Here is a 19,677-nt window from a genome sequence, read left to right as displayed (position 1 = left end):
GCCGAGCCTCCAGGTGGCTTGCGAAAGGGAGCGCGGCACCGTGATTCGCCGGTGCCCGCTTCTCCATTGCAGCGGCCTGGCCGGTTGACCGGGAGAGTTGTCCCCGCCGGAAAATCAATTCGGGGCACGTCACAGTTCGGAGAGTGACGCGGTTGTCGCGGAATCGGTGATACCCGCGCCCGGCCGGACGCAGCCGTTGCTGCATCCGGCCGGTTTCGCGGAAATCAGTGGCTGACGACCAGCTCGTGGTCGATTTCCACGAATTCCGTGATCAAGTCGGCGAACCGGCCCGAGATCAGTTCCCGGTACGCGGCGGAACCGGTGTGGGCGTCGTAGGCGGCCTGGTCGGCGAAGTGCTCGACGAACAGCAGGTAGTCCGGCTTGGCGGGGTCGCGGTAGACGCGGAAGGACACGGTGCCGTCCTCCTGCCCGGGGCCGAGCGGCGCGAACTCGTGGACGAGCCGCTCGGCCTCGGCCTGCTTGCCCGGCTTGAGGGGGATCGGGAACACCTTCGCCAGCATGGGGAAACCTCTCTGTAGTGCGGTGCGCGCTCGGCGCGCCGCCGGTCGGGACCCACCCTGCCGGGCGTCCCCGGCGACGTCCGGCCAGATCCGGACACGTCTTCTCGCCAGGTGCGCACCTGCCGCGGTCATGTCCGGATCTGGCTAGCGCCCGCCGCACCCGATCGCCTACACCTGGGGCATGACGACTTTTTCGGCCGTGGTCACGACCGGTATCTACTGTCGTCCCGGGTGCGGGGCGAAGCCGCTCGCCGAGAACGTGCGGACCTTCGAGCTGGCCGCCGAGGCCGAGGCGGCGGGGTTCCGCGCGTGCCTGCGCTGCCGCCCGTACCGGGTGGCGGGCCCGGTCGGCGCCGACGCGCCCGACCTCGTCTGCCGCGCGGTGCAGCTGATCATCGCCGGGGCGCTGGACACCGGCACCGAGGCGGCGCTGGGCCAGCGGCTGGCGGTGTCGCCGCGGCACCTGCGCCGGCTCTTCCACGACCACCTCGGCGTGACGCCGGACCAGCTCGCCCGCTCCCGGCGCGCCCACTTCGCGCGCCGCCTGCTCGACGACTCGGACCTGACCGTCGCCGACGTCGCGTTCGCCTCCGGGTTCGGCAGCCTCCGCCAGTTCAACCGGGACATGAAGCTGGTCTTCCGCGCGTCGCCGGTCGAGCTGCGCAACCGGCGCCGCAAGGCCGACCGGCTCGCCGCGGACGGCGGCCTGGTGCTGCGGCTGCCGTTCGCACCGCCGTTGCACTGGGAGGCGCTCAGCACGTTCCTGGCCGAGCGCGCGGTGCCGGGTGTCGAGTCGGTGCGCGACGGCGTCTACCGCCGCACGGTCAGTCTCGACGGCGAGGCCGGGGTCATCGAGGTGTCCCGCGGCGGGGACGACCACCTGCTGCTGACCGCGCACATGCCGTTCTGGGAAGGCCTGATCCACATCGTCGACCGCGTCGGGCGCATGTTCGGCGTCGACGCCGACACGGCGCCGGCCGAGACCGCGCTCGCCGACGATCCGGTGCTCGGGCCGCTGCTGCGGGAACGTCCCGGGCTGCGGGTGCCCGGCGCGTGGGGCCACTTCGAGGTCGCGGTGGAAGCCGTGCTGAGCCAGCGGTCGGCCCGTGACCGCGTCCGGCGGCAGCTGGCCGCGCTCGTGACGACGGCCGGGCAGCCGGTGCCCGGCCTCGAGCACGGCCTCACCCACCTCTTCCCGTCGGCCGAGACGCTCGCGCGGGCCGATCTCTCGGCGCTGCCCGCGGCGACCGCCCGGACCCTGCAGGGCTTCGCCGGCGCGGTGGCCGAGGACGCATCGCTGCTCGACCCCGGAGTCAGCCTGGCCGACTTCACCGCCGCCCTGACCGCGTTGCCCGGGATTGAGCAGAGCACCGCGCAGCAGATCGCGTTGCGGCTGGGCCACCCGGACGCCTTCCCGGCCGCCGACCGGACGCTGTGCACGACGTTGCTGGCGAACGGCATCCTCGACGACAGCGCGCAGCTGGCGGCCGCCTGGCACCCGTGGCGCGCGTTCGCCGCGTCCCACCTGATCGCCGCCGGCGTACCCGCGCTGGCCGCTTGAAAACCGGAGGAGAACCCATGGACAGTGCCCAGCGAGCGCGCGCGGTGAAGCTGCGCGCCCTGCACGAAGAGAGCACGCTGGTGCTGCCGAACGCCTGGGACGCCGCCAGCGCGGCGATCATCGCGCGCGCCGGTGCCGCGGCGATCGCCACGACGAGCGGCGGGGTCGCCTGGTCGGCGGGCCGCCCCGACGGCCACGGCCTGACGCGCGCGGAGATGGCCACGCTCGTCGATCGGATCGTGCGCGTGGTCGACGTGCCGGTGACCGCCGACATCGAGGGCGGCTACGACGACGTCGCCGCGACCGTGACGGCGATCGTCGAAGCCGGTGCCGTCGGGATCAACCTGGAGGACTCGACCGCGCCCGGCGGGCCGCTGTACGACGTCCCGGCCCAGGCCGAGCGGGTCCGCGCGGCCCGCGACGCGGCGACGGCAGCCGGGCTGCCCGAGTTGTGGGTCAACATCCGCACCGACGTCTTCCTGTTCGGCATCGGCGAGCCCGAGGGCCGCTTCGACGACGTCGTCGCGCGGGCGAAGGCCTATGCCGACGCGGGCGCGGACAGCCTCTTCGTGCCGGGCCTGATCGACCTCGAGGTGCTGGCCACGCTCGTCAAAGAAAGCCCGTTGCCGGTCAACGTCATGGTGTGGCCGGGCGCCCCGACCGTGGCGGAGCTGGAGGCGGTCGGCGTGCGGCGGGTGAGCGTCGGAACGGCGATCGCCCAGTCGGCCTACGCCGTCGCCGAGCGCGCGGCGAAGGAACTGCTGGCGCACGGGAGCTACACCGCGCTCGAAGGCGGGCTCGACTTCGGCGCGGTCAACAGCGCCGTGACCCGCTGAACCACCCCGGGAGACAGGCCGTGGCGGACCCGGGTCCGCCACGGCCTGTCTACTTCATTTTCCGCGCCCTTTGATTTTCCTTGGCGGACAATGGTTTCCATCAATTAAACCGATGGCTTGAATCACTTCCACGCGGCCGGACCGACTCCGCGATCCGCGAGTAGACCCGCAAGGAAGTGATGTGATGACCGTCGTCGAGCCGTTGCCAGTGCGCCCGCCCGGTACCGCCGCGGACATTCTCGCCCGGGCTCGGGCACTCGCCCCCGTGCTCCGCGACCGCGCCGAAGAGATCGAACGGGCCCGGCGGCTGCCCGCGGACGTGGTCGAGCTGCTCCGGGACACCGGCGTGTTCCGGATGGGCTTCTCCCGCGACCGCGGCGGCCCCGAGCTCACCTCCGCCGAGCAGACCGAAGTGATCGAAGCCCTCGCCTACGGCGACGCCGGCGCGGGCTGGTGCGCGATGATCGGGTCGGACACCGGCCTGTACGCGTCGTTCCTGGACCCGGCCGTCGCCGAGGAGATGTTCCCCAGCCTGGACATGGCGACCGCGGGGCTGCTGTTCCCCAACGGCCGCGCGGAAATCGTGCCCGGCGGCTACCGCCTCACCGGCCGCTGGCAGTTCGGCAGCGGCGTCACGCACGCCGACTGGGTGGTCTCCGGCGCGTTCCTCTACCGCGACGGCAAACCCGAACCCGGTGCCGACGGGTCGCCGCACGACTCGATCCTGCTCATGGTGCCCAAGGCCGACGTCGAAGTCCTCGACACGTGGCACACCACCGGGCTCGCGGGCAGCGGCAGCTGCGACTACACGATCACCGACGTGTTCGTGCCCGCGGCGCACACGCTGACCTTCGCCGAGGTCCGCGGCGGCTCGGGCCCGCTGGCCCAGCCCGAGGTGCACATGCGGAACATGCCGGGCGTCGCGCTCGGCGTCGCCCGCGCCGCCCTCGACCACGCCACCGACGCCGCCGTCGCCGCCGGCCGCGAGGACGACTACCGCACGCAGACCACCATCGCCGAGTGTGAAGGCGACTTCGCCGCGACCCGCGAAGGGGTCTACGGAGCTCTGCGCCGCCAGCACGAAGTCCTGTCCGCGGGCGGCACCCTCGACGACCTGACCGCACGGGAACGCGCTGCGCTGCCCCTTTCGCGGCGGCACGCGTTCCGCACCGCCCGCTCGATCGTCACCCGGCTCTACGACCTGGTGCAGACCACCGCGATCTACCGGCCCTCGCCGCTGGACCGCTGGCTGCGCGACACCACGACGATGTGCCAGCACATCGTGGCGCAGGACCGGATCCTGCAGACCGCCGGCGCCCACCTGCTCGGTGGCCGCCCCGCGTTCCCGCTGGCGCTCGGGATCACCGCGGCCCGGCGCTGAGTTTCCCCCACCCACCGAAGGAAGTCACCCATGAAGAAGCTCAAGGCCGCCGTGTGCGCGGCCGCCGTGCTGGCCGTGACGCTCAGCGCGTGCACCGCCCCGGGCGGCACCACCGCCCCGACCCCGGACGGCGCCGCCGCGCCCGCCGCGAACATCGACCGCGACGCCGTCATCAGCTACAGCGAGACCGAGCCGTCCAACCCGCTGGTCCCGGGCAACACCACCGAGGTCGGCGGGATCAGCGTGCTGGGCACGCTCTTCCGCGGGCTCATCGAGTACGACGGCAAGACGGCCGCGCCGCGCAACGCCGTCGCCGACTCGATCAGCACGACCGACTCGAAGACGTGGACCATCAAGCTCAAGCCGGGCTGGACGTTCCACGACGGCACGGCGGTCACCGCGAAGAGCTTCGTCGACGCGTGGAACTACACCGCGTACTCGCCGAACCTGATGGCCGGGGCGAGCTACTTCTCGCACGTCGAGGGCTTCGCGCGGGTGAACAACGCGACCGCGGACGGCAAGCAGCCCGCGGCGCTGCCCGCCGCCAAGGAGCTGTCGGGCCTGAAGGTCGTCGACGACAAGACGTTCACCGTGACGCTCGACGCGCCGTTCTCGGAGTTCGGCGTGCAGCTCGGCTACGCGGCGTTCTTCCCGCTGCCCGCGAGCTTCTTCGCCGACCGCAAGGCGTTCGAGGCCCACCCGGTCGGCAACGGCCCGTTCCGGTTCGCCTCCTACACGGCGGGCAAGGACCTGCTCGTCAAGCGTTTCGACGGTTACGCCGGCACGCAGAAGGTGAACATCGGCGGCATCGACTTCCGCTTCTACACCGACCTCGACCAGGCCTACGCCGACGTCCTCGCCAACAAGCTCGACTTCCTGTCGTTCACGCCGTGGACGTCGACCCAGGGCGGCAAGATCAAGAAGGACCTGCCCGACGACCGGCGCAAGACCTACACCTACCTCGGCTACCAGGCCATCGCGTTCCCGCTGTTCGACAAGCGCTACGACAGCCCGCAGTTCCGGCAGGCGATCTCGATGGCCATCGACCGGAAGGCCCTGATCCAGCAGGTCTTCAACGGCGGCCGCACCCCGGCCGACGGCCTGGTCGCCCCGAACGTCCAGGGTCACCTCGACAACCAGTGCGGCGAGCTGTGCACCTACTCCCCGCAGAAGGCCAAGCAGCTGTTCGACGCCTCGGGTTTCCAGGGCGACATCGAACTGACGTCGAACATCGACTCCGGCAACCAGGAGTGGATGGAGGTCATCTGCCGCCAGATCCAGGCGTCGCTGGGCCGCACCTGCAAGTTCACCCCGCAGACGACGCTGGGCGACTTCCGCAAGCAGCTCAACAACCGCACGGTGACCGGCATCTACCGCTCGGCGTGGGTCGCGGACTACCCGTCGATCGAGAACTTCCTCAACCCGCTGTTCCGCACCGGGGCCGCCTCGAACGTCGGGCAGTACTCGAACCCCAAGGTCGACGAGCTGCTCAAGCAGGCCGACGCCGCGCCGTCGCAGCAGCAGGGCCAGGCGCTCTACCAGCAGGCCGAAAAGCTCGTCCTGCAGGACATGCCGACCATCCCGATCTGGTGGCAGTCCGGCACCGCGGCGTGGGCGCCCCGCCTGCACAACGTCCAGCCGACCCAGTTCCGCGAGCTCGACCTCTTCAGCGTGACCGTCAGCAAGTAGTCCCGCGTGCGGCGCGCCGCGACCCGGCGCGCCGCACGTCGACCCGGAAAGTGGAGATGACATGACCGTCCACGAGGTGGATGTCCTGATGATCGGGGCCGGCCCGGCGAACCTCGCGCTGGCCGTGGCCCTGGAGGAGTGCGGCCGCTCCGGCGCGGCCCGCGGCGCGATGATCCTCGAACAGCACGAGGACGTGAAGTGGCAGCGCAACCTGATGCTGCCGTGGGCGCGCAGCCAGGTTTCCTACGTCAAGGACCTGGTGACCCTGCGCAACCCGCGCAGCCGGTTCTCGTTCCTCAACTTCATGCACGAGCGTGGCGAGCTCGACGAGTTCGTCAACCTCGGCACGTTCAACCCGTTCCGCTGGCAGGTTTCGGCGTATCTGCAGTGGGTCGCGGACTCCCTCGAGCAGGTCCGGGTGCGCTACCAGGCCCGCGCCGAGCGGATCCTGCCGATCCACTCCGAGTCCGGCGCGGTGCTCGGCTTCACCGTCCCGCTGTCCGACGGCGACACGGTGCTCTGCCGCGACCTGGTCGTCGGCGGCGGCCGGGACGCCCACGTGCCCGAGGTGTTCCGCGGGCTGCCCGCCGAGCGCGTCGTGCACAGCACGGAGTACAGCACCCGCGTCGACGCCACGGCGAAGCTGGCCCGGCCCGGCAAGCCGCTGCGGCCGGTCGTGGTCGGCGGGGCGCAGAGCGCGGCCGAGATGTTCATGGCCCTGCACCAGCACGCGCCGGGCTCGTCGCCGACGATGCTGATCCGCTCGATCGCCCTCAAGGACTACCAGACCAGCAAGTTCGTCAACGAACTCTTCTATCCGTCCTTTGTGGACGAGTTCTACGCGATGACCGACGAGGTCCGCGCGAAGGTGCTGGGCGAGATGCACCTGACCAACTACGCGGGGCTCGCTGCGCCGTTCCTCGAAGAGCTGTACACGATGATCTACCGGCAGAAGATGCTCGGCGAGCCGGTTTCGACGATCCGCGGCCTGACCGAGGTCGTCGGCGCGCGGACGGAACCGGCGGCCGGCGGCGAGGAAGTTGTGCTCGACGTCCGCGACCTCAAGCGCGGCGGCGTCGAGCACGTCCGCTGCGACGCGGTGTTCCTCGGCACCGGCTTCGACCAGCGGATGCCGTCGATGGTCCGCGAGCTGGCCGAGGCGATCGGCCTCGACGAGGTCACGGTCAACCGCCAGTACCGCGCCGACCTCGGCGAGGACGCGCACGGCGCGTTGTACCTGCAGGGCGTCAACGAGGCCACGCACGGCATCTCCGACTCGCTGATCAGCGTACTGGCCCAGCGCTCGGCCGAGATCGCGGGCGACATCGTCGAGCGCCGCGGCCCGGGCACCGGCCCGGACGGCGGGCGGCGCAAGTCCGGCGACTCCGTGGTGGTGGCGGCATGATCGACGTCCACCGCCTCGACCGCGAGAACCTGGAGCGCGCCTACGGGCTCGACTCGCAGCGCCTGCTGCCCTGGCCGGAGCTGAACGCCCCGTTCGAAGGCGCGTGGTGCGTGCTGCGGCCGCACACGACGTCCACCCCGCACGCCCACCACGAGTACGAGATCTTCATCGCGGTCTGCGGCACGGCGACGCTGATCGTCGACGGCGAGCCGCACCCGTTCACCGAGGGCGACGTCGTCCGCCTGCCGCCGGGCTCGACGCACTGCGTCACCAACGACGGCGACGAGGACTTCGAGTACTACGGCGTCTGGTGGGACGCGGAGATGTCGGCCCAGTTCACGGCCCGCCACGAAGCGAGCACGTCGTGAGCGCCCGGACGGTGGTGATCTCCCCGGCCCCGACGGCCAACGGGGACCTGCACCTCGGGCACATCGCGGGCCCGTTCCTGGCGGCGGACGTGCACACCCGCTACGCGCGGTCCCAGGGCCGGGAAGTGGTGCTGGGCACGGGTTTCCAGGACACGTCGACGTTCGTGGTGACGACGGCCCATCGTCGCGGGGTCACCCCGGCGGAGCTGGTGGCGACGTCGGCGGCGCAGATCTCGGCGAGCCTGGCCGCGATGGGCATCGGCGTCGACGGGTACACCGGCGACGACGACCGGTTCACGAAGTGGGTCGTCGACTTCATCGGCAGGCTGTACTCGGCGGGCAAGCTGGAACTGCGCACGATGAAGTTCCCGTACTCGTCCCGGACGGGGCAGTTCCTGGTCGACGGCTTCGCGTCCGGCGGGTGCCCGGAGTGCCTGGCCGAGTGCTGCGCGGGACTGTGCGAGAGCTGCGGCCAGCTGGTGGCGGCGGGCGACCTGCTGGACGTCCGGTCCACATTGGACCCGACGGAGCCGGTGGTGCTGCGCGAGGCGGACGTGCTGGTGCTGCCCGTCGAGCGGTACCGGTCCCAGCTGCGTGAGCACTTCGCGGCGCACGCTTCGGGGCTGCGGCCGCACATGGCGCAGGCGCTGGAGCAGATGCTGGCGCGGCCGTTGCCGGACTTCCCGGTGACGTACCCGATCTCGTGGGGCATCGAGGTGCCGTTCCCCGAGGTCGCGGGGCAGCGGGTCAACCCCAACGCCGAGCCGATGGCGTGGAGCATGCACTGTTCGGCGTTGTCGTCGGAGGCTCGGGGTGCTGCTGCGGGCGCGGAGGACGCGTTGTGGCTCGCCGGGGCGGGTTCGGAGATCGTGTACTTCCTCGGGTTCGACAACATCTACCCGTTCGCGATCGCCGGTCCGGCCATGTTGCTGGCGTCGGAGGGGCGGTACGACCTGCCGGCGCGGTACCTGACCAACGAGTTCTACGAGCTGGACCACCGGAAGTTCTCGACGAGCCGCGGACACGTGGTGTGGAGCCGCGAGCTGGCGGCGGAGGTGCCCCGCGACCTGATCCGGTTCCACCTGGCCGCGACGAGCCCCGAGCACCAGCGCACGAGCTTCGGCCGCGAGGCGCTGGTGCGCGTGACGTCTTCGCGGCTGGTGGAGCCGTGGAACGTGGTGGCGGACAAGGTGAATCGTTGGGTCGGGCGGGGACCGTTGCCGGTGTCTTCGCGGTCCCGCCGCGGGGCGGCGCGGATGGCCGAGCGCTTCGCGGCTTCGTACGAGCTGGCGGGGTTCAGCTTGAACCGCGCGGCGGAGACGATCGCGGACCAGCTGGCCCGGCTGGCGAGCCGCGAGGTGACTGCGGCCTCCGCTGGTGACTTCTGTTTCGAGGTGGACCGGCTGCTGCGCGGAGCGGCGCCGATCCTGATCGACCTGGCGGCGGAGGTGCTCGGCGAGGACGGCGGCGCGGAGGCGCGGAGTTTCACGCCGGTCGCGTTGCCGCGGCTGCGCTCGGCGGAGGTGCGGTCATGAGCGCGAGCCTGCGCGAGGAGATGGCGACCCACGCGGCGGCTGCGCTCGGCGGGGCTGCGGCCCTCCCGGGGGTGGATGGCGGCGCGGCCACGCCGCTGGGCAGCGGAGGCACCACCTCGCTCGGTCAGGCGGCGGCCACCCCGGCCGGTGCGATGTCGGGCGGGGCCGCCATCCCGCTGGGCGGGCCGGGCGCATCCGGCACCGCCACCTCGCTCAGCGCGGCGGGTGCCGTGCCAGGCGGAACCGCGGTCCTGCTCGGCGGCGCCCCCACTCCCGGCGGCGCCGCATCCGCCACCCCGCTGGGCGGTCCGCCGTCCGGCGGGGCGACCGCCCTCCTGGGCGCCACCCCGGCCACCGCGACCCAGGCCACCACCCGCACCCGCCGCGGCGGCCTCCGGGTCGTCGTGGTCGGCGGCGGGATCACCGGCCTGCTCACCGCGATCCGCTGCATCCTCGCCGGACACCACGTGGTTCTCCTGGAACGCGGCCCCGTCCCGCACCCGGGCTCGACCTCGTTCGACCAGCACCGCGCCCTCCGCGCACTGGTCGTCGGGGACCGGGCCGCCACGAGGCGGGCCGCCGAGCTGCACCGGAAGTGGCGGGAACTCGACGCCCTCCTCTGCGATCACCTGCCGGGCGCCGGACTCTACCGGCGGGTCGGCGTGCTGCAGGCCATGCCGCCCGGGCAGGTGCCCGCCGCCGTCGCCACCGCCGGGGCCGCCGGCGTGCCCCTCCGGATCGTGCACCCCTCCTCCTACCCGCTCGTCGGGTTCCCGCGGGGGAGCGGGGCCGTCCTCGAACCGCACGCCGGGACCCTGCTCGCCGACCGGGTCCTGCACGCCGCCGCGCGGTGGCTTCGGCACCACCCCGATGCCGAGCTGCGGCCTGGCCGGGAAGCCGTCGCGATCGACGCTGACCGGGCTCGCGTCGAGCTCGCCGACGGCACCGCCGAGACCGGGGACGTCGTGCTCGTCGCCGCCGGGCCGTGGACCGGTGCCCTGCTGCACCGGCGCGTGGCCCTGCACCGGCAGACCATGGTCTACCTGCGCCCACCCGCCGCGCTCGCGCACGCCTGGGCGGCGACGCCCACCGCCGGCGGGCTCGGCACCGACGGGCGGGCCTGGCTGCTGCCTTCGGTCGCGGGCACCCTGCTCAAGGTCAGCACCGACGCCGTCCGCCGGGAGGTCACCACCCTCGCCGGTCCCGACGACGACGCGGGCTGGGCCGCGCGGGTGCTCGCCGCCGGTGTCGTGTCCGATGTGGACGGTTACGACGTGGTGCGGGTCAAGCACTGCCACTACGCCACCGCCGAGGGCGGCGACACCGGCTTCGTCCGCGTCGGACCCGCCGCGTGGGCCCGCCCGGCCAGCGGCCCCGACGGCTTCCGCACCGCTCCGCTCGCCGCGGAAGCCGTGGTCACCGCCCTCGCCCCGCACTCCGGAAAGGACTTCCTCAGATGACTCCGAACCCGCGCGCGCTGCTCGTCATCGGCAGCGGCCTCAAGCTCTACCGCGAATACCTCGTCCGCAGTGTCGCCGAGCGGGCCCGCGAAGCCGGGCTGCGGCTGGTGCTGATCAACAACCTCAAGCCGACCTGGCAGCACGAGTACTTCGACGACATCACCGTCGTCAACGTCTTCGACCACCAGGTGCTCCTCGACACCGCCCGCGAGCTGGCCGCCGAGTACACCGTGGCGGGCGTCCTCTGCTGGGACGAGCCGCTGGTCATGCCCGCGGCCGAGCTGGCCGCCGAGTTCGGCGTGCCCGGCCTGAGCATCCCCGGCGTGCACGGCTGCCGCGACAAGCACAGCTGCCGCACCCGCCTCACCGCCGCCGGCCTGCCGCAACCCGGCTTCCACCTGGCCGCGGACTTCGCCGACGCCCGCGCGGCCGCCGGACGGATCGGCTACCCGGTGATCGTCAAGCCGCGCGCGCTCGGCGCCAGCATGGGCGTCTCCCTCGCCCGCGACGAAGCCGAGCTCGACGCCGCCTACCGCGTCGCCCACGAGGCCAGCCTGGTCGGCGACGAGCCCTACCGTGGCGGCGCGATCATCGAAGGCTTCGCCGACGGACCGGAGATCAGCGTCGACGGCGCCGTCCACAAGGGCGAGTACCTGCCGATGTTCGTCGCCCGCAAGAGCACCGGCATGCCGCCGTTCTTCGAGGAGACCGGCCACGTCGTCGACTCGGCCGACCCGCTGCTGCGCGACGACGAGCTGATGGGCGTGCTGGCCGAGGCCCATCGCGTCCTCGGCATCGAGAACGGGATCACCCACACCGAGGTCCGGCTGACCGCCCGCGGCCCGGTGATCATCGAGGTCAACGGCCGCCTCGGCGGGGACCTCATCCCGTTCCTCGGCAAGACCGCGACCGGCATCGACCCGGGCAGCGTGCTGTTCGACGTCGGCACCGGGCAGCGCCCGGACGTCTCGCACAGCCGCGCGGGCACCGCCGGGATCCGCTTCGGCTACCCCGAGCACGACTGCGTCGTCCACGCGGTCGACGTGCCTGCCGAGGCTCCGGGGCTGGTGACGGCGTCGCCGATGGTCGAGCCGGGCACCACGCTGCGGCTGCCGCCGGGCGGCTACATCGCGCGCCACTCCTTCGTCGTGTGCCAGGCGGCCGACTCCGAGACCTGCGTCGAACGGCTGGCGCACGCGGCTTCGCTGGTCGAAGTCGACGCCGAGGAGATCGCGCCGCCGCCCGCCGGCACGACGCTGGCGATGCCGGCCGGACTGCTGGACGTGGACGAATGAGCCTCCACTACGACGGCCGCCGGTTCCGCGCCCTGGGCGGCGGCGACGGCACGCATGCGGAGTACCGCCAGCACGGCGACCTGGTCTGGGCCGAGTTCGAGGGCGGTCACGTCCGGCGCGGCACGGTCACCGGCACCTGCGACGCCGCCGGCGTGCTGCGCCTGGCCTACACGATGGTCCTGGCCTCCGGCGAGGTGATCGCCGGGCACAGCACCAACACCCCGCAGTGGCACGGCGGCACCCTGGTGCTGCGCGAAGTCTGGGAACGCTACGGCGAGCACGCCGCCACCGGCGTCTCCTACCTCGAAGAGGTCGCGTCATGACGGCGTGGGACGGCCTGCGCGGCTTCGGCGAACTCCGGTTCCCCGGTGACCCCGGCTTCGCCGCCGTGGCGCCGGTGAACCGGCGGTTCGCCGCCACCCGGCCCGCGGCGGTGCTCTCGGTGCGCGACACCGCCGACGTCGCCGGGGCGCTGGCGTGGGCGCGGGACGAGTCGGTGCCCGTGGTGCCGCGCGGCGGCGGGCACAGCTACGCCGGGCACTCGGCGGGCCTGGGCCTGGTGCTTGACCTCCGCGGGCTGTCCGGCATCCGCGTCGACCGCGGCACCGGGCTGGTCACCGTCGGCGGCGGGACGCCGATGAAGGCGCTGTACGCCGGGTTGCGGCCGTGGGACCTGACGTTCCCGCTCGGCAACTCCGACACCGTCGGCATCGGCGGTCTCACCCTCGGCGGCGGCGTCACGACGATCTCCCGCGCGCACGGCCTGACGTGCGACGCGCTGGTCTCGACCGACGTCGTGCTCGCGTCCGGCGAGGCCGTCACGGCGTCCGCCACCGAGCACCCGGACCTGTTCTGGGCGTGCCGCGGCGGCGGGGGCGGCCACTTCGGCGTCAACACGAGCTTCACGTTCCAGGCGCGGCCCGCTCCGGCCGGGTCGACGTGCCTCGTGCTGTGGTCGTGGCCGCACGCGGTCGAGGTGCTGGCCACGATGCAGGAGATCATGCTGGCCGCGCCGGAGGAGTTCTCCGCTCGCATCGGCATCGCCCGCGCGCCGGGCGGTGACGGCGTCGTGTCCGTGGTCGGCCACCACCTCGGCCCGGCGGCCGAGCTGCGCGAACTGCTCGCCCCGGCGTTCGCCGTCGCGGCGCCGGACCGCGCGGACATCGAGGACCGCGATTTCTGGGCAGCCGCGCGGTATCTGCACCACGCCAGCGAAGGCGGGGCGTTCGCCGTCCGCACGCGGTGCACGCCGCACGCGATCGGCGACGCCGGGCTGGAGGCGCTCGTCCGGGCCGTCGAGAAGTGGCCGGGCAGCGGCAACCCCGACGGCGCCGGGGCCGCGTTGTTCGCCTGGGGCGGGGCGATCGGGCGCGTCCCGGTGGCGGACACCGCGTTCCCGCACCGGGACACGAAGTTCCTCCTCAGCCTCGACACGTCGTGGACGGAGGAGGACGCGCCGGACGTCGTCCGCGCCAACCTCGACTGGCTGCACGCGCTGCACGCCGAGACGGGGGAGTTCGCGCCGGACGCGTCGTACGTCAACTTCACCGATCCCGACCTCGACGACTGGCGCGGCGCCTACTACGGCCCGAACGCGGCGCGGCTCGCCGAGGTCAAGCGCCGGTACGACCCGGACCGGTGCTTCTCGTCCCCGCAGGGGTTGTGATGGCGCCCGATCTCCGCGGTGTGATGCGCACCTTCGCGACCGGCGTGTGCGTCGCCACGACGTACCGCGACACCCCCGGCGGCCGTCGGCACGACGCCGTCACGGTCAACTCACTGGGGTCGGTCTCGCTCGACCCGCCGCTGGTTTCGCTGGCCTTCCGCAAGGAGTCGGCGTTCCTGGCGGACCTCCTGGCGACCGGCCGCTGGGTGGTGTCGATCCTGCCGGCGGGCGCGCGTGGCTCGCCCGCCGGTTCGCCGGGCCGCGTGCCTCGCGAGCCGCCGGGATCGCCTGCCTGAACGCGGAACCGGGGGAGCGGACGGGTGCGCTGGTGCTCGACGGCGCGAGCTGGCTGGAGTGCGACCTGGCCGAGAAGTTCGACTTGGGCGACCACACGCTGGTGGTCGGCGAAGTGCTGGCCACCGGCCACGACCGGACCGCCCCCGCGCTGGTCTTCGTGCACGGCGGCTACCACGCGGTCACCGATCCGCGGCACGTTTCCGGGCCGGGGCAGTGGGGTGAGGCGCTCTGAAGGGTCGTGTCCGAATCTGGCTAGCCGCGCCCGCCGCGCGTCGGCCATGCTCGGCCGGTGAGTGAAGAAGGGATGCGCTGGAGCGGGCAGCGCACGGACCGGGTCGACACCGGCGCGTTGCCCGGTCTGGCGCGGTTGACCGGGTTCGTGCGCAGCGTCCGGACGCCGGAGTTCCGCGGGGTGACGTTCCACGAGGTGCTGGCGAAGAGCGCGCTGAACCACGTCCCGGCGGACGCGCGGATGCTGCCGGGCGAGTACACGATCAACCCGTACCGCGGCTGCACCCACGCGTGCCAGTACTGCTTCGCGCGGCCCACGCACACACGCCTGGGCCTGGACGTCTCCGGCGACTTCGACAACGAGATCATCGTCAAGACGAACATCGTCGAGGTGCTGCGGACCGAGCTGGCCCGCAAGCGGAAGCTGCCGCCGCGGGTGGCGTTCGGCACGAACACCGACGTCTACCAGCGCGCGGAGGGCCGCTACGAGCTGATGCCGGGGATCATCGACGCCCTCGCCGGGCACCGGATCCCGTTCTCGATCCTGACGAAGGGACCGCTGATCCGCCGCGACCTCCCGCGGCTGGCCCGCGCGGCCCGTGGCGCGACAGTGCACCTGGGCGTGTCGCTGTCGATGCTGGACGAGGATTTGCAGCAATCGGTGGAGTTCGGCACCGCGACGACGTCGGCGCGGCTGGCGACGGTCCGCGCGATCCGCGACGCGGGCCTCGAGTGCACGGCGTTCCTGTCCCCGATCCTGCCCCGGTTGTCGGATTCGCCGGAGCAGCTGGAAGAACTGGTGGCGGCGGTGGCCGCGGCCGGGGCGACCGACGTGCTGTACCACCCGCTGTACTTGTCGTCGGCGGTGAAGGAAGTGTTCTTCGCGTGGCTGCGGCGCGCGCACCCCGGGCTGGTGGCGGAGTACACGAAGCTGTATTCGTCGGGCTCCGAGACCGCGTACCGGCACGAGATCGGCGCCCGGATCCGGCCGCTGATCGCGAAGTACGGGTTCCCGGAGCCGGACGCGACGATCGAGGACAAGTTCGCCCTCAACGGGCGGCGCGGGCAGCCCGCCGAGGAACCCGGCCAGCCGACGCTGTTCTAGGGCCACCGGTACAGCGATTCGACCTCCGCCACCACCGTCGGGTACCGCGCCGCCACCGTGTCGACGTCCTCTTCCGGTGGGTTCAACCCCGCCGCCCGCAGCAGGGCCGGGACCGGACTGCCCGGCGGCGTCGGCTCCGCCCGCACCGGCATCGGTTCCGGCGCCACGGATCCGGCCACCGGGGCCGGAACCCGCCGGTGCCAGTCCGTCCGCAGCTGGAATGCGTGGCCCGCCTCGAGCACCAGCTCGTCGGCGTGGTGCCGCCCGATGATCTGCAACCCCAGCGGAAGCCCGCCGGAGGTGAACCCCCTCGGCACGGACAACGCCGGCTGGCCGGTCGCGCTCCACGCCGGGGTGTGCAGGCCCTCGATGGTCCGCAGCCGCGGCAGGTCGCGCAGAGCCGGGGCCGGACCCGTCGTCGTCGGCGTCACCAGCAGGTCGACCGACTCGAACAGCTCCGCCACCGCGCGCCGCCCCGCCGCGCGAACCTCCAGCAAGCGGGCGAAGTCGCCGCCGCTGAGGAGCGCGCCCGTCGCCAGCGCCAGGCGGGTCTGCGGCGCGTACGCACTCCACTGCTCCCGCAACATCTCGCGGTGCACGGCGAAGCCTTCCGTGACGTAGCCGAGCCTGGTCGTGGTGGTCAGCGCCGCATACCCGGGCACCTCGACCGGCCGCACCTCGGCGCCCGCGGCACGCAACACGTCCACCGCCTCGGTGAATTCCGTGCCGAAAGCCGCGAAGCCCACCCGGACTCCCGAGAGCGACCCCCGCAGTGGACCGATGTCCCGTCCGGTCAGCGCGGACAGCAGCAGGGCGCAGTCTTCGGCGGTCCGCGCCATCGGGCCGACGGTGTCGAAGCTCGGTGCCAGCGGCACGCTCCCGGCCACCGGCACCAGCCCGTACGTCGGCTTGAACCCGGTGATCCCGCAGTACGCGGCGGGCCCGCGGATGCTGCCCGCGGTGTCCGAGCCGAGCCCGCCCGGGAACAGCCCGGCCGCGACGCCGTTCGCCGTGCCGGAACTCGAACCGCCCGTCCAGTGGTCCGGGTCCCACGGGTTGCGGGGGACCGGGAAGCCGGTCTGCCCCACCGGGCCGCCGACGCCGAACTCCATCGTCGCCGTCTTGCCGAGCAGCACCGCGCCCGCGTCCCGCAGCCGGGTGACGGCCTCGGCGTCGACGCGGACCTTCCGCCACCGGTGGCGGACGCCGCTCTGCGCGGTCGTCGGGCCCTCCCGCGTCGGCAGGAGATCCTTGATACCCAGCGGAATCCCGTGCAGCGGGCCGCGGTCCCGGCCCGCCGCCAGCTCCGCGTCGGCCGCCGCGGCCGCGGCCAGTGCCGAGTCGAACCGCGTCACGTACGCGCCGATCTCATCAGGCTGGGCCAGCAGCCGCGTGACGACCTCGACGCTCGTCGTCTCGCCGGAGCGCAGTGCGGCGCCCAGCGCGGTGATCGTCTCGGCCACGGTCAGATGTCCAGGTGCTCGAGCTGGTCGAAGATCTCCGTGCGCCGGCCTTCGAACTGCGACGGCAGCTGGAAGCGGGTGCCGAGCTCCTTCGGGGACTCGTCGATCGTCCAGCCCTCCTCGGCCGAGACCGCCATTTCGAACAGCGCGCCGCTCGGTGAGCGGACGTACACGGACCTGAAGTACTTGCGGTCCTTCACCTCCGAGATGTCGGTGTAGCCCGCGCCTTCCAGCTCGTTCTTGATTTCCGCCTGGTTGGCCAGGGTCTCGACGTTCCACGCGAAGTGGTGCACGGTGCCTTCGCCGTAGGTCCAGGTCCCCGGGTCGTCGGCCCGGTTGACGACCAGCTCGACCGCGCCGCCCTGACCGGGTGCGCCGATCCGCGCCGTGATGCGGTCGCCCTCTTCGGCCGGTTCGCCCGCGTGGAGGTGGCCGGTCACGAACTCGACCATGTTCTCCGGGTGGCTGACGTGCACGCCGACGCCGAAGATGCCGTGGATCGCGTACTCGGCGGGCACGCCGCCGCCGGTGAAGCCGCGCCGGGTGTCGCCGTCGACCTCGACCAGCGCGTACTCGATGCCGGTGGGGTGGCGAAACAGCAGGCGGCGCGTCTCGAGCACGTCGGCGTGCGTGGTTTCGACACCGCGTTCGCCGAGGCGTTTCGCCCAGTAGTCCAGGGATCCGGCGGGCACGGCGAGCAGCACTTCGCGCGCCTGGTTCGTGCCGCGGCGCCCGGCCCAGCCCGCCTTGCGGAAGGGGAACGTCGTCACGACGGAGCTCGGGTCGCCGTCGGCGTTGCTGTAGTAGAGGTGGTAGATCGGGAGCACGCCGTCGAAGAGCACCGTGCGCTTGATGAACCGCATCCCCAGGGTGTGGACGTGGAACTCCGCGTCCTCCTGCGCCGAGCCGACCGACAGCGTGATGTGGTGGCTGCCGTGGACGTGTGTGGGCATCGTCGCTCCTTGGTCACCTATCGGTGATAGTCACCAATTCTTACTACCTTGGGTCCAGTGTGGCACAAGGACAGCGCCGGGTGGTAGTAATGCCCGGTGACCAAAGAGCTGTCCTTCGGGTTCTCGCTGGTGCCGACGCTCGACGTCGAGGGCCACCGCGCGCTGGCCGCCGCGGCGGAGGAGTGCGGCCTCGAGCTGCTCGGCATCCAGGACCACCCGTACGTCCCCGACTACCTGGACACCTTCGTCCTGGCGGGCACGCTGCTGGCCGCGACGAGCCGGATCCGGGTCTTCCCGGACGTCGCGAACCTGCCGCTGCGCCCGCCCGCGATGCTGGCGAAGACCGCCGCCGCCCTGGACCTGGTGTCCGGCGGCCGGTTCGAGCTGGCCCTCGGCGCCGGCGGCTACTGGGACGCGATCACCCGGATGGGCGTCGAACGCCGGTCGCCCGCGGAAGCGAACGCGGCGCTGGAGGAGGCGTTCGCGGTGCTGCGCGCGATCTGGGGCACCGGCGGCCCGATCCACCACCACGGCACGTACTACCCGGTCGACGGCCTGAAACCGGGCCCGGCGCCGGCGCACCCGATCGAGCTGTGGACGGGCGCGCAGGGCCCGAAGGCCTTGGCGCTGACCGGCCGCATCGCCGACGGCTGGGCCGCGCCGATCCCGTCGTACCTGCCGTACGAGCAGTGGACGGCCGCGAACGCGCGGATCGACGAGGGGGCGGTGGCCGCCGGACGCCGGCCGTCCGACGTCCGGCGGATCGCGCAGATCGTCGGCGAGATCACCGACCGTCCGGGCGACGTTCGGGTCGAGACCGGGAACGAGCCGGTGCGCGGCACCGCGGAGCAGTGGGCCGAGTTGCTGGCGCGGATCGCGCACGAGCAGCCGTTCACGAGTTTCGTGTTCTGGCCGGAGCACCAGTCCCTGGAGCAGGTCACGGCGTTCGGCCGCGAGGTGGTGCCGCGCGTCCGGGCCGCGGTGGTCTAGGACACGCGACGCCGCTGGGAGCGCGTGATGTCGATGAGCGCGGACTTGAACAGCGCGTAGATGTCGCGGCCGAGGCGGCGGGCGTGCCGCTCCTGCATCGCCGCCATGATCCGGCCGCCGGCCCGCATCTCCGCCAGGCCGCGCTCGGTCGGGCAGACCAGCTTCGCCCGCCGGTCGGCCGGGTCGGGGCGGCGCTCGACGTAGCCCAGCTCCTCCAGCTCGTCGACCAGCTTGCCGATGACCTGCTTGTGCTGCCCCGAAAGCCGGGACAGCTCGGTCGCGCGCACGCCGTCCTTGTCGAGGTAGGCCAGCACCGCGCCGTGGCGGGGGTGCAGGTCGTCGAAGCCTTCGTCGGCGAGCTTCGTGAAGAGCTCCTCCTGCACGGCGAACAGCAGGCGGCCGGCGAGCACCCCCAGGTCCGGGTCGGTTTCGTTCTTCTCGGCCCGACTGACCACCTATCGCCTCCTCACGCGGACAACGGGCAGTCTAAGACTGCCCCGGCGCCCACAGCCCGTCCGCGTCGCCCGCTTCCAGGCGGCCCCGGTAGACGCCGATCTTGCGGTCGATCAGCTTCAGGTTCTCCTGCAGTTCGGCGAGCTTGGCGAGCACGTCGGCGCGGTGCGCTTCCAGCAGCGCGAGCCGCTCGGGCTCGTTGCCGCGCCCGGCGGCGACCAGTTCGGCGTAGCGGCGGATCAGCTTGATCGGCATGCCGGTGGCGCGCAGCTTGGTGCAGATCTTGATCCACTCCAGGTCGAGCTTCCGGTAGCGACGGCGGCCACCGGAGGTGCGGTCCACCTGCGTGACGACCAGGCCCGCGCGTTCGTAGTACCGCAGCGTGTGCGCGCTGACCCCGGTGCGGCGCGCGGCGTCGGCGATCGTCAGCCCCTCCGCGGGGATCGGTTTGACTTCGAGCACGCTCTA

The 19,677-nt window shown here is 72.7% G+C and carries 20 protein-coding genes; 15 read left to right on the top strand and 5 right to left on the bottom strand.

Going from position 1 to position 19,677, the window contains the following annotated elements; translation table 11 throughout:
* Window positions 1-224: 224 nt before the first annotated feature.
* On the bottom strand, window positions 225-521 hold the full coding sequence (locus QP939_RS00760) for a putative quinol monooxygenase (RefSeq protein ID WP_285454505.1): 297 nt from the start codon (window positions 519-521) through the stop codon (window positions 225-227).
* A gap of 181 nt (window positions 522-702) precedes the next feature.
* Between QP939_RS00760 and QP939_RS00755 the strand changes: the two genes are divergently transcribed.
* The 14 genes from QP939_RS00755 (at window position 703) to QP939_RS00690 (ending at window position 15,350) form a co-directional block, all read left to right on the top strand.
* Entirely contained in the window at window positions 703-2,082 is a 1,380-nt protein-coding gene (locus QP939_RS00755) for an AlkA N-terminal domain-containing protein (protein WP_285454504.1), read from the top strand.
* A gap of 17 nt (window positions 2,083-2,099) precedes the next feature.
* Window positions 2,100-2,918: an isocitrate lyase/PEP mutase family protein gene (locus QP939_RS00750; protein ID WP_285454502.1), complete on the top strand. Its 819-nt coding sequence runs from the start codon at window positions 2,100-2,102 to the stop codon at window positions 2,916-2,918.
* A 184-nt stretch (window positions 2,919-3,102) separates the two neighbouring features.
* Window positions 3,103-4,299: an acyl-CoA dehydrogenase family protein gene (locus tag QP939_RS00745; RefSeq protein WP_285454501.1), complete on the top strand. Its 1,197-nt coding sequence runs from the start codon at window positions 3,103-3,105 to the stop codon at window positions 4,297-4,299.
* A gap of 30 nt (window positions 4,300-4,329) precedes the next feature.
* Window positions 4,330-5,988 (top strand): peptide ABC transporter substrate-binding protein, encoded by a 1,659-nt coding sequence (locus tag QP939_RS00740; RefSeq protein WP_285454500.1) that lies wholly within the window; start codon window positions 4,330-4,332, stop codon window positions 5,986-5,988.
* Window positions 5,989-6,049: 61 nt separating this feature from the next.
* Window positions 6,050-7,393 (top strand): SidA/IucD/PvdA family monooxygenase, encoded by a 1,344-nt coding sequence (locus QP939_RS00735; RefSeq protein WP_285454499.1) that lies wholly within the window; start codon window positions 6,050-6,052, stop codon window positions 7,391-7,393.
* On the top strand, window positions 7,390-7,761 hold the full coding sequence (locus QP939_RS00730) for a cupin domain-containing protein (protein WP_285454498.1): 372 nt from the start codon (window positions 7,390-7,392) through the stop codon (window positions 7,759-7,761). The genes QP939_RS00735 and QP939_RS00730 overlap by 4 nt, the downstream gene beginning before the upstream one ends.
* The gene (locus tag QP939_RS00725) at window positions 7,758-9,296 is read left to right on the top strand and encodes a class I tRNA ligase family protein (protein ID WP_285454497.1); all 1,539 of its coding nucleotides are present in this window, start codon (window positions 7,758-7,760) and stop codon (window positions 9,294-9,296) included. The genes QP939_RS00730 and QP939_RS00725 overlap by 4 nt, the downstream gene beginning before the upstream one ends.
* On the top strand, window positions 9,293-10,756 hold the full coding sequence (locus QP939_RS00720; protein WP_285454495.1) for an FAD-dependent oxidoreductase: 1,464 nt from the start codon (window positions 9,293-9,295) through the stop codon (window positions 10,754-10,756). Before QP939_RS00725 ends, QP939_RS00720 begins: the two co-directional genes overlap by 4 nt.
* Entirely contained in the window at window positions 10,753-12,051 is a 1,299-nt protein-coding gene (locus QP939_RS00715; RefSeq protein ID WP_285454494.1) for an ATP-grasp domain-containing protein, read from the top strand. The genes QP939_RS00720 and QP939_RS00715 overlap by 4 nt, the downstream gene beginning before the upstream one ends.
* Complete coding sequence (locus QP939_RS00710) at window positions 12,048-12,374, top strand: avidin-fold protein (RefSeq protein ID WP_285454493.1); 327 nt, start codon at window positions 12,048-12,050, stop codon at window positions 12,372-12,374. Before QP939_RS00715 ends, QP939_RS00710 begins: the two co-directional genes overlap by 4 nt.
* A complete protein-coding gene (locus tag QP939_RS00705) occupies window positions 12,371-13,717 on the top strand; it encodes an FAD-binding oxidoreductase (RefSeq protein ID WP_285454492.1) in 1,347 nt (448 codons plus the stop codon). The genes QP939_RS00710 and QP939_RS00705 overlap by 4 nt, the downstream gene beginning before the upstream one ends.
* 23 nt (window positions 13,718-13,740) lie before the next feature.
* The gene (locus tag QP939_RS00700) at window positions 13,741-14,013 is read left to right on the top strand and encodes a flavin reductase family protein (RefSeq protein ID WP_285459602.1); all 273 of its coding nucleotides are present in this window, start codon (window positions 13,741-13,743) and stop codon (window positions 14,011-14,013) included.
* Complete coding sequence (locus tag QP939_RS00695; RefSeq protein ID WP_285459600.1) at window positions 13,920-14,246, top strand: flavin reductase family protein; 327 nt, start codon at window positions 13,920-13,922, stop codon at window positions 14,244-14,246. Before QP939_RS00700 ends, QP939_RS00695 begins: the two co-directional genes overlap by 94 nt.
* Before the next feature lie 57 nt (window positions 14,247-14,303).
* On the top strand, window positions 14,304-15,350 hold the full coding sequence (locus tag QP939_RS00690) for a radical SAM protein (RefSeq protein ID WP_285454491.1): 1,047 nt from the start codon (window positions 14,304-14,306) through the stop codon (window positions 15,348-15,350).
* Here the strand turns inward: QP939_RS00690 and QP939_RS00685 are convergent.
* Both QP939_RS00685 and QP939_RS00680 read right to left on the bottom strand, forming a co-directional pair.
* Window positions 15,347-16,813: an amidase gene (locus QP939_RS00685; RefSeq protein WP_285454490.1), complete on the bottom strand. Its 1,467-nt coding sequence runs from the start codon at window positions 16,811-16,813 to the stop codon at window positions 15,347-15,349. The genes QP939_RS00690 and QP939_RS00685 overlap by 4 nt on opposite strands.
* A gap of 2 nt (window positions 16,814-16,815) precedes the next feature.
* Complete coding sequence (locus QP939_RS00680; protein ID WP_285454489.1) at window positions 16,816-17,766, bottom strand: VOC family protein; 951 nt, start codon at window positions 17,764-17,766, stop codon at window positions 16,816-16,818.
* Window positions 17,767-17,862: 96 nt separating this feature from the next.
* On the opposite strand from QP939_RS00680, the gene QP939_RS00675 reads away from it, so the two are divergent.
* Window positions 17,863-18,756, top strand: a complete 894-nt coding sequence (locus tag QP939_RS00675; protein ID WP_285454488.1) for an LLM class flavin-dependent oxidoreductase — start codon at window positions 17,863-17,865, stop codon at window positions 18,754-18,756.
* On the opposite strand, the gene QP939_RS00670 is transcribed toward QP939_RS00675, so the two are convergent.
* Together QP939_RS00670 and QP939_RS00665 are read right to left on the bottom strand one after the other, a co-directional pair.
* Window positions 18,753-19,211, bottom strand: a complete 459-nt coding sequence (locus QP939_RS00670) for a MarR family winged helix-turn-helix transcriptional regulator (RefSeq protein WP_285454487.1) — start codon at window positions 19,209-19,211, stop codon at window positions 18,753-18,755. The two genes, QP939_RS00675 and QP939_RS00670, sit on opposite strands and share 4 nt — an antisense overlap.
* Window positions 19,212-19,242: 31 nt before the next feature.
* A complete protein-coding gene (locus QP939_RS00665) occupies window positions 19,243-19,671 on the bottom strand; it encodes a MerR family transcriptional regulator (RefSeq protein ID WP_285454486.1) in 429 nt (142 codons plus the stop codon).
* Window positions 19,672-19,677: the final 6 nt, after the last annotated feature.

This window comes from Amycolatopsis nalaikhensis (assembly GCF_030264295.1).
Classification (GTDB): domain Bacteria; phylum Actinomycetota; class Actinomycetes; order Mycobacteriales; family Pseudonocardiaceae; genus Amycolatopsis; species Amycolatopsis nalaikhensis.
This window is presented reverse-complemented; position numbering and strand designations above follow the sequence as displayed.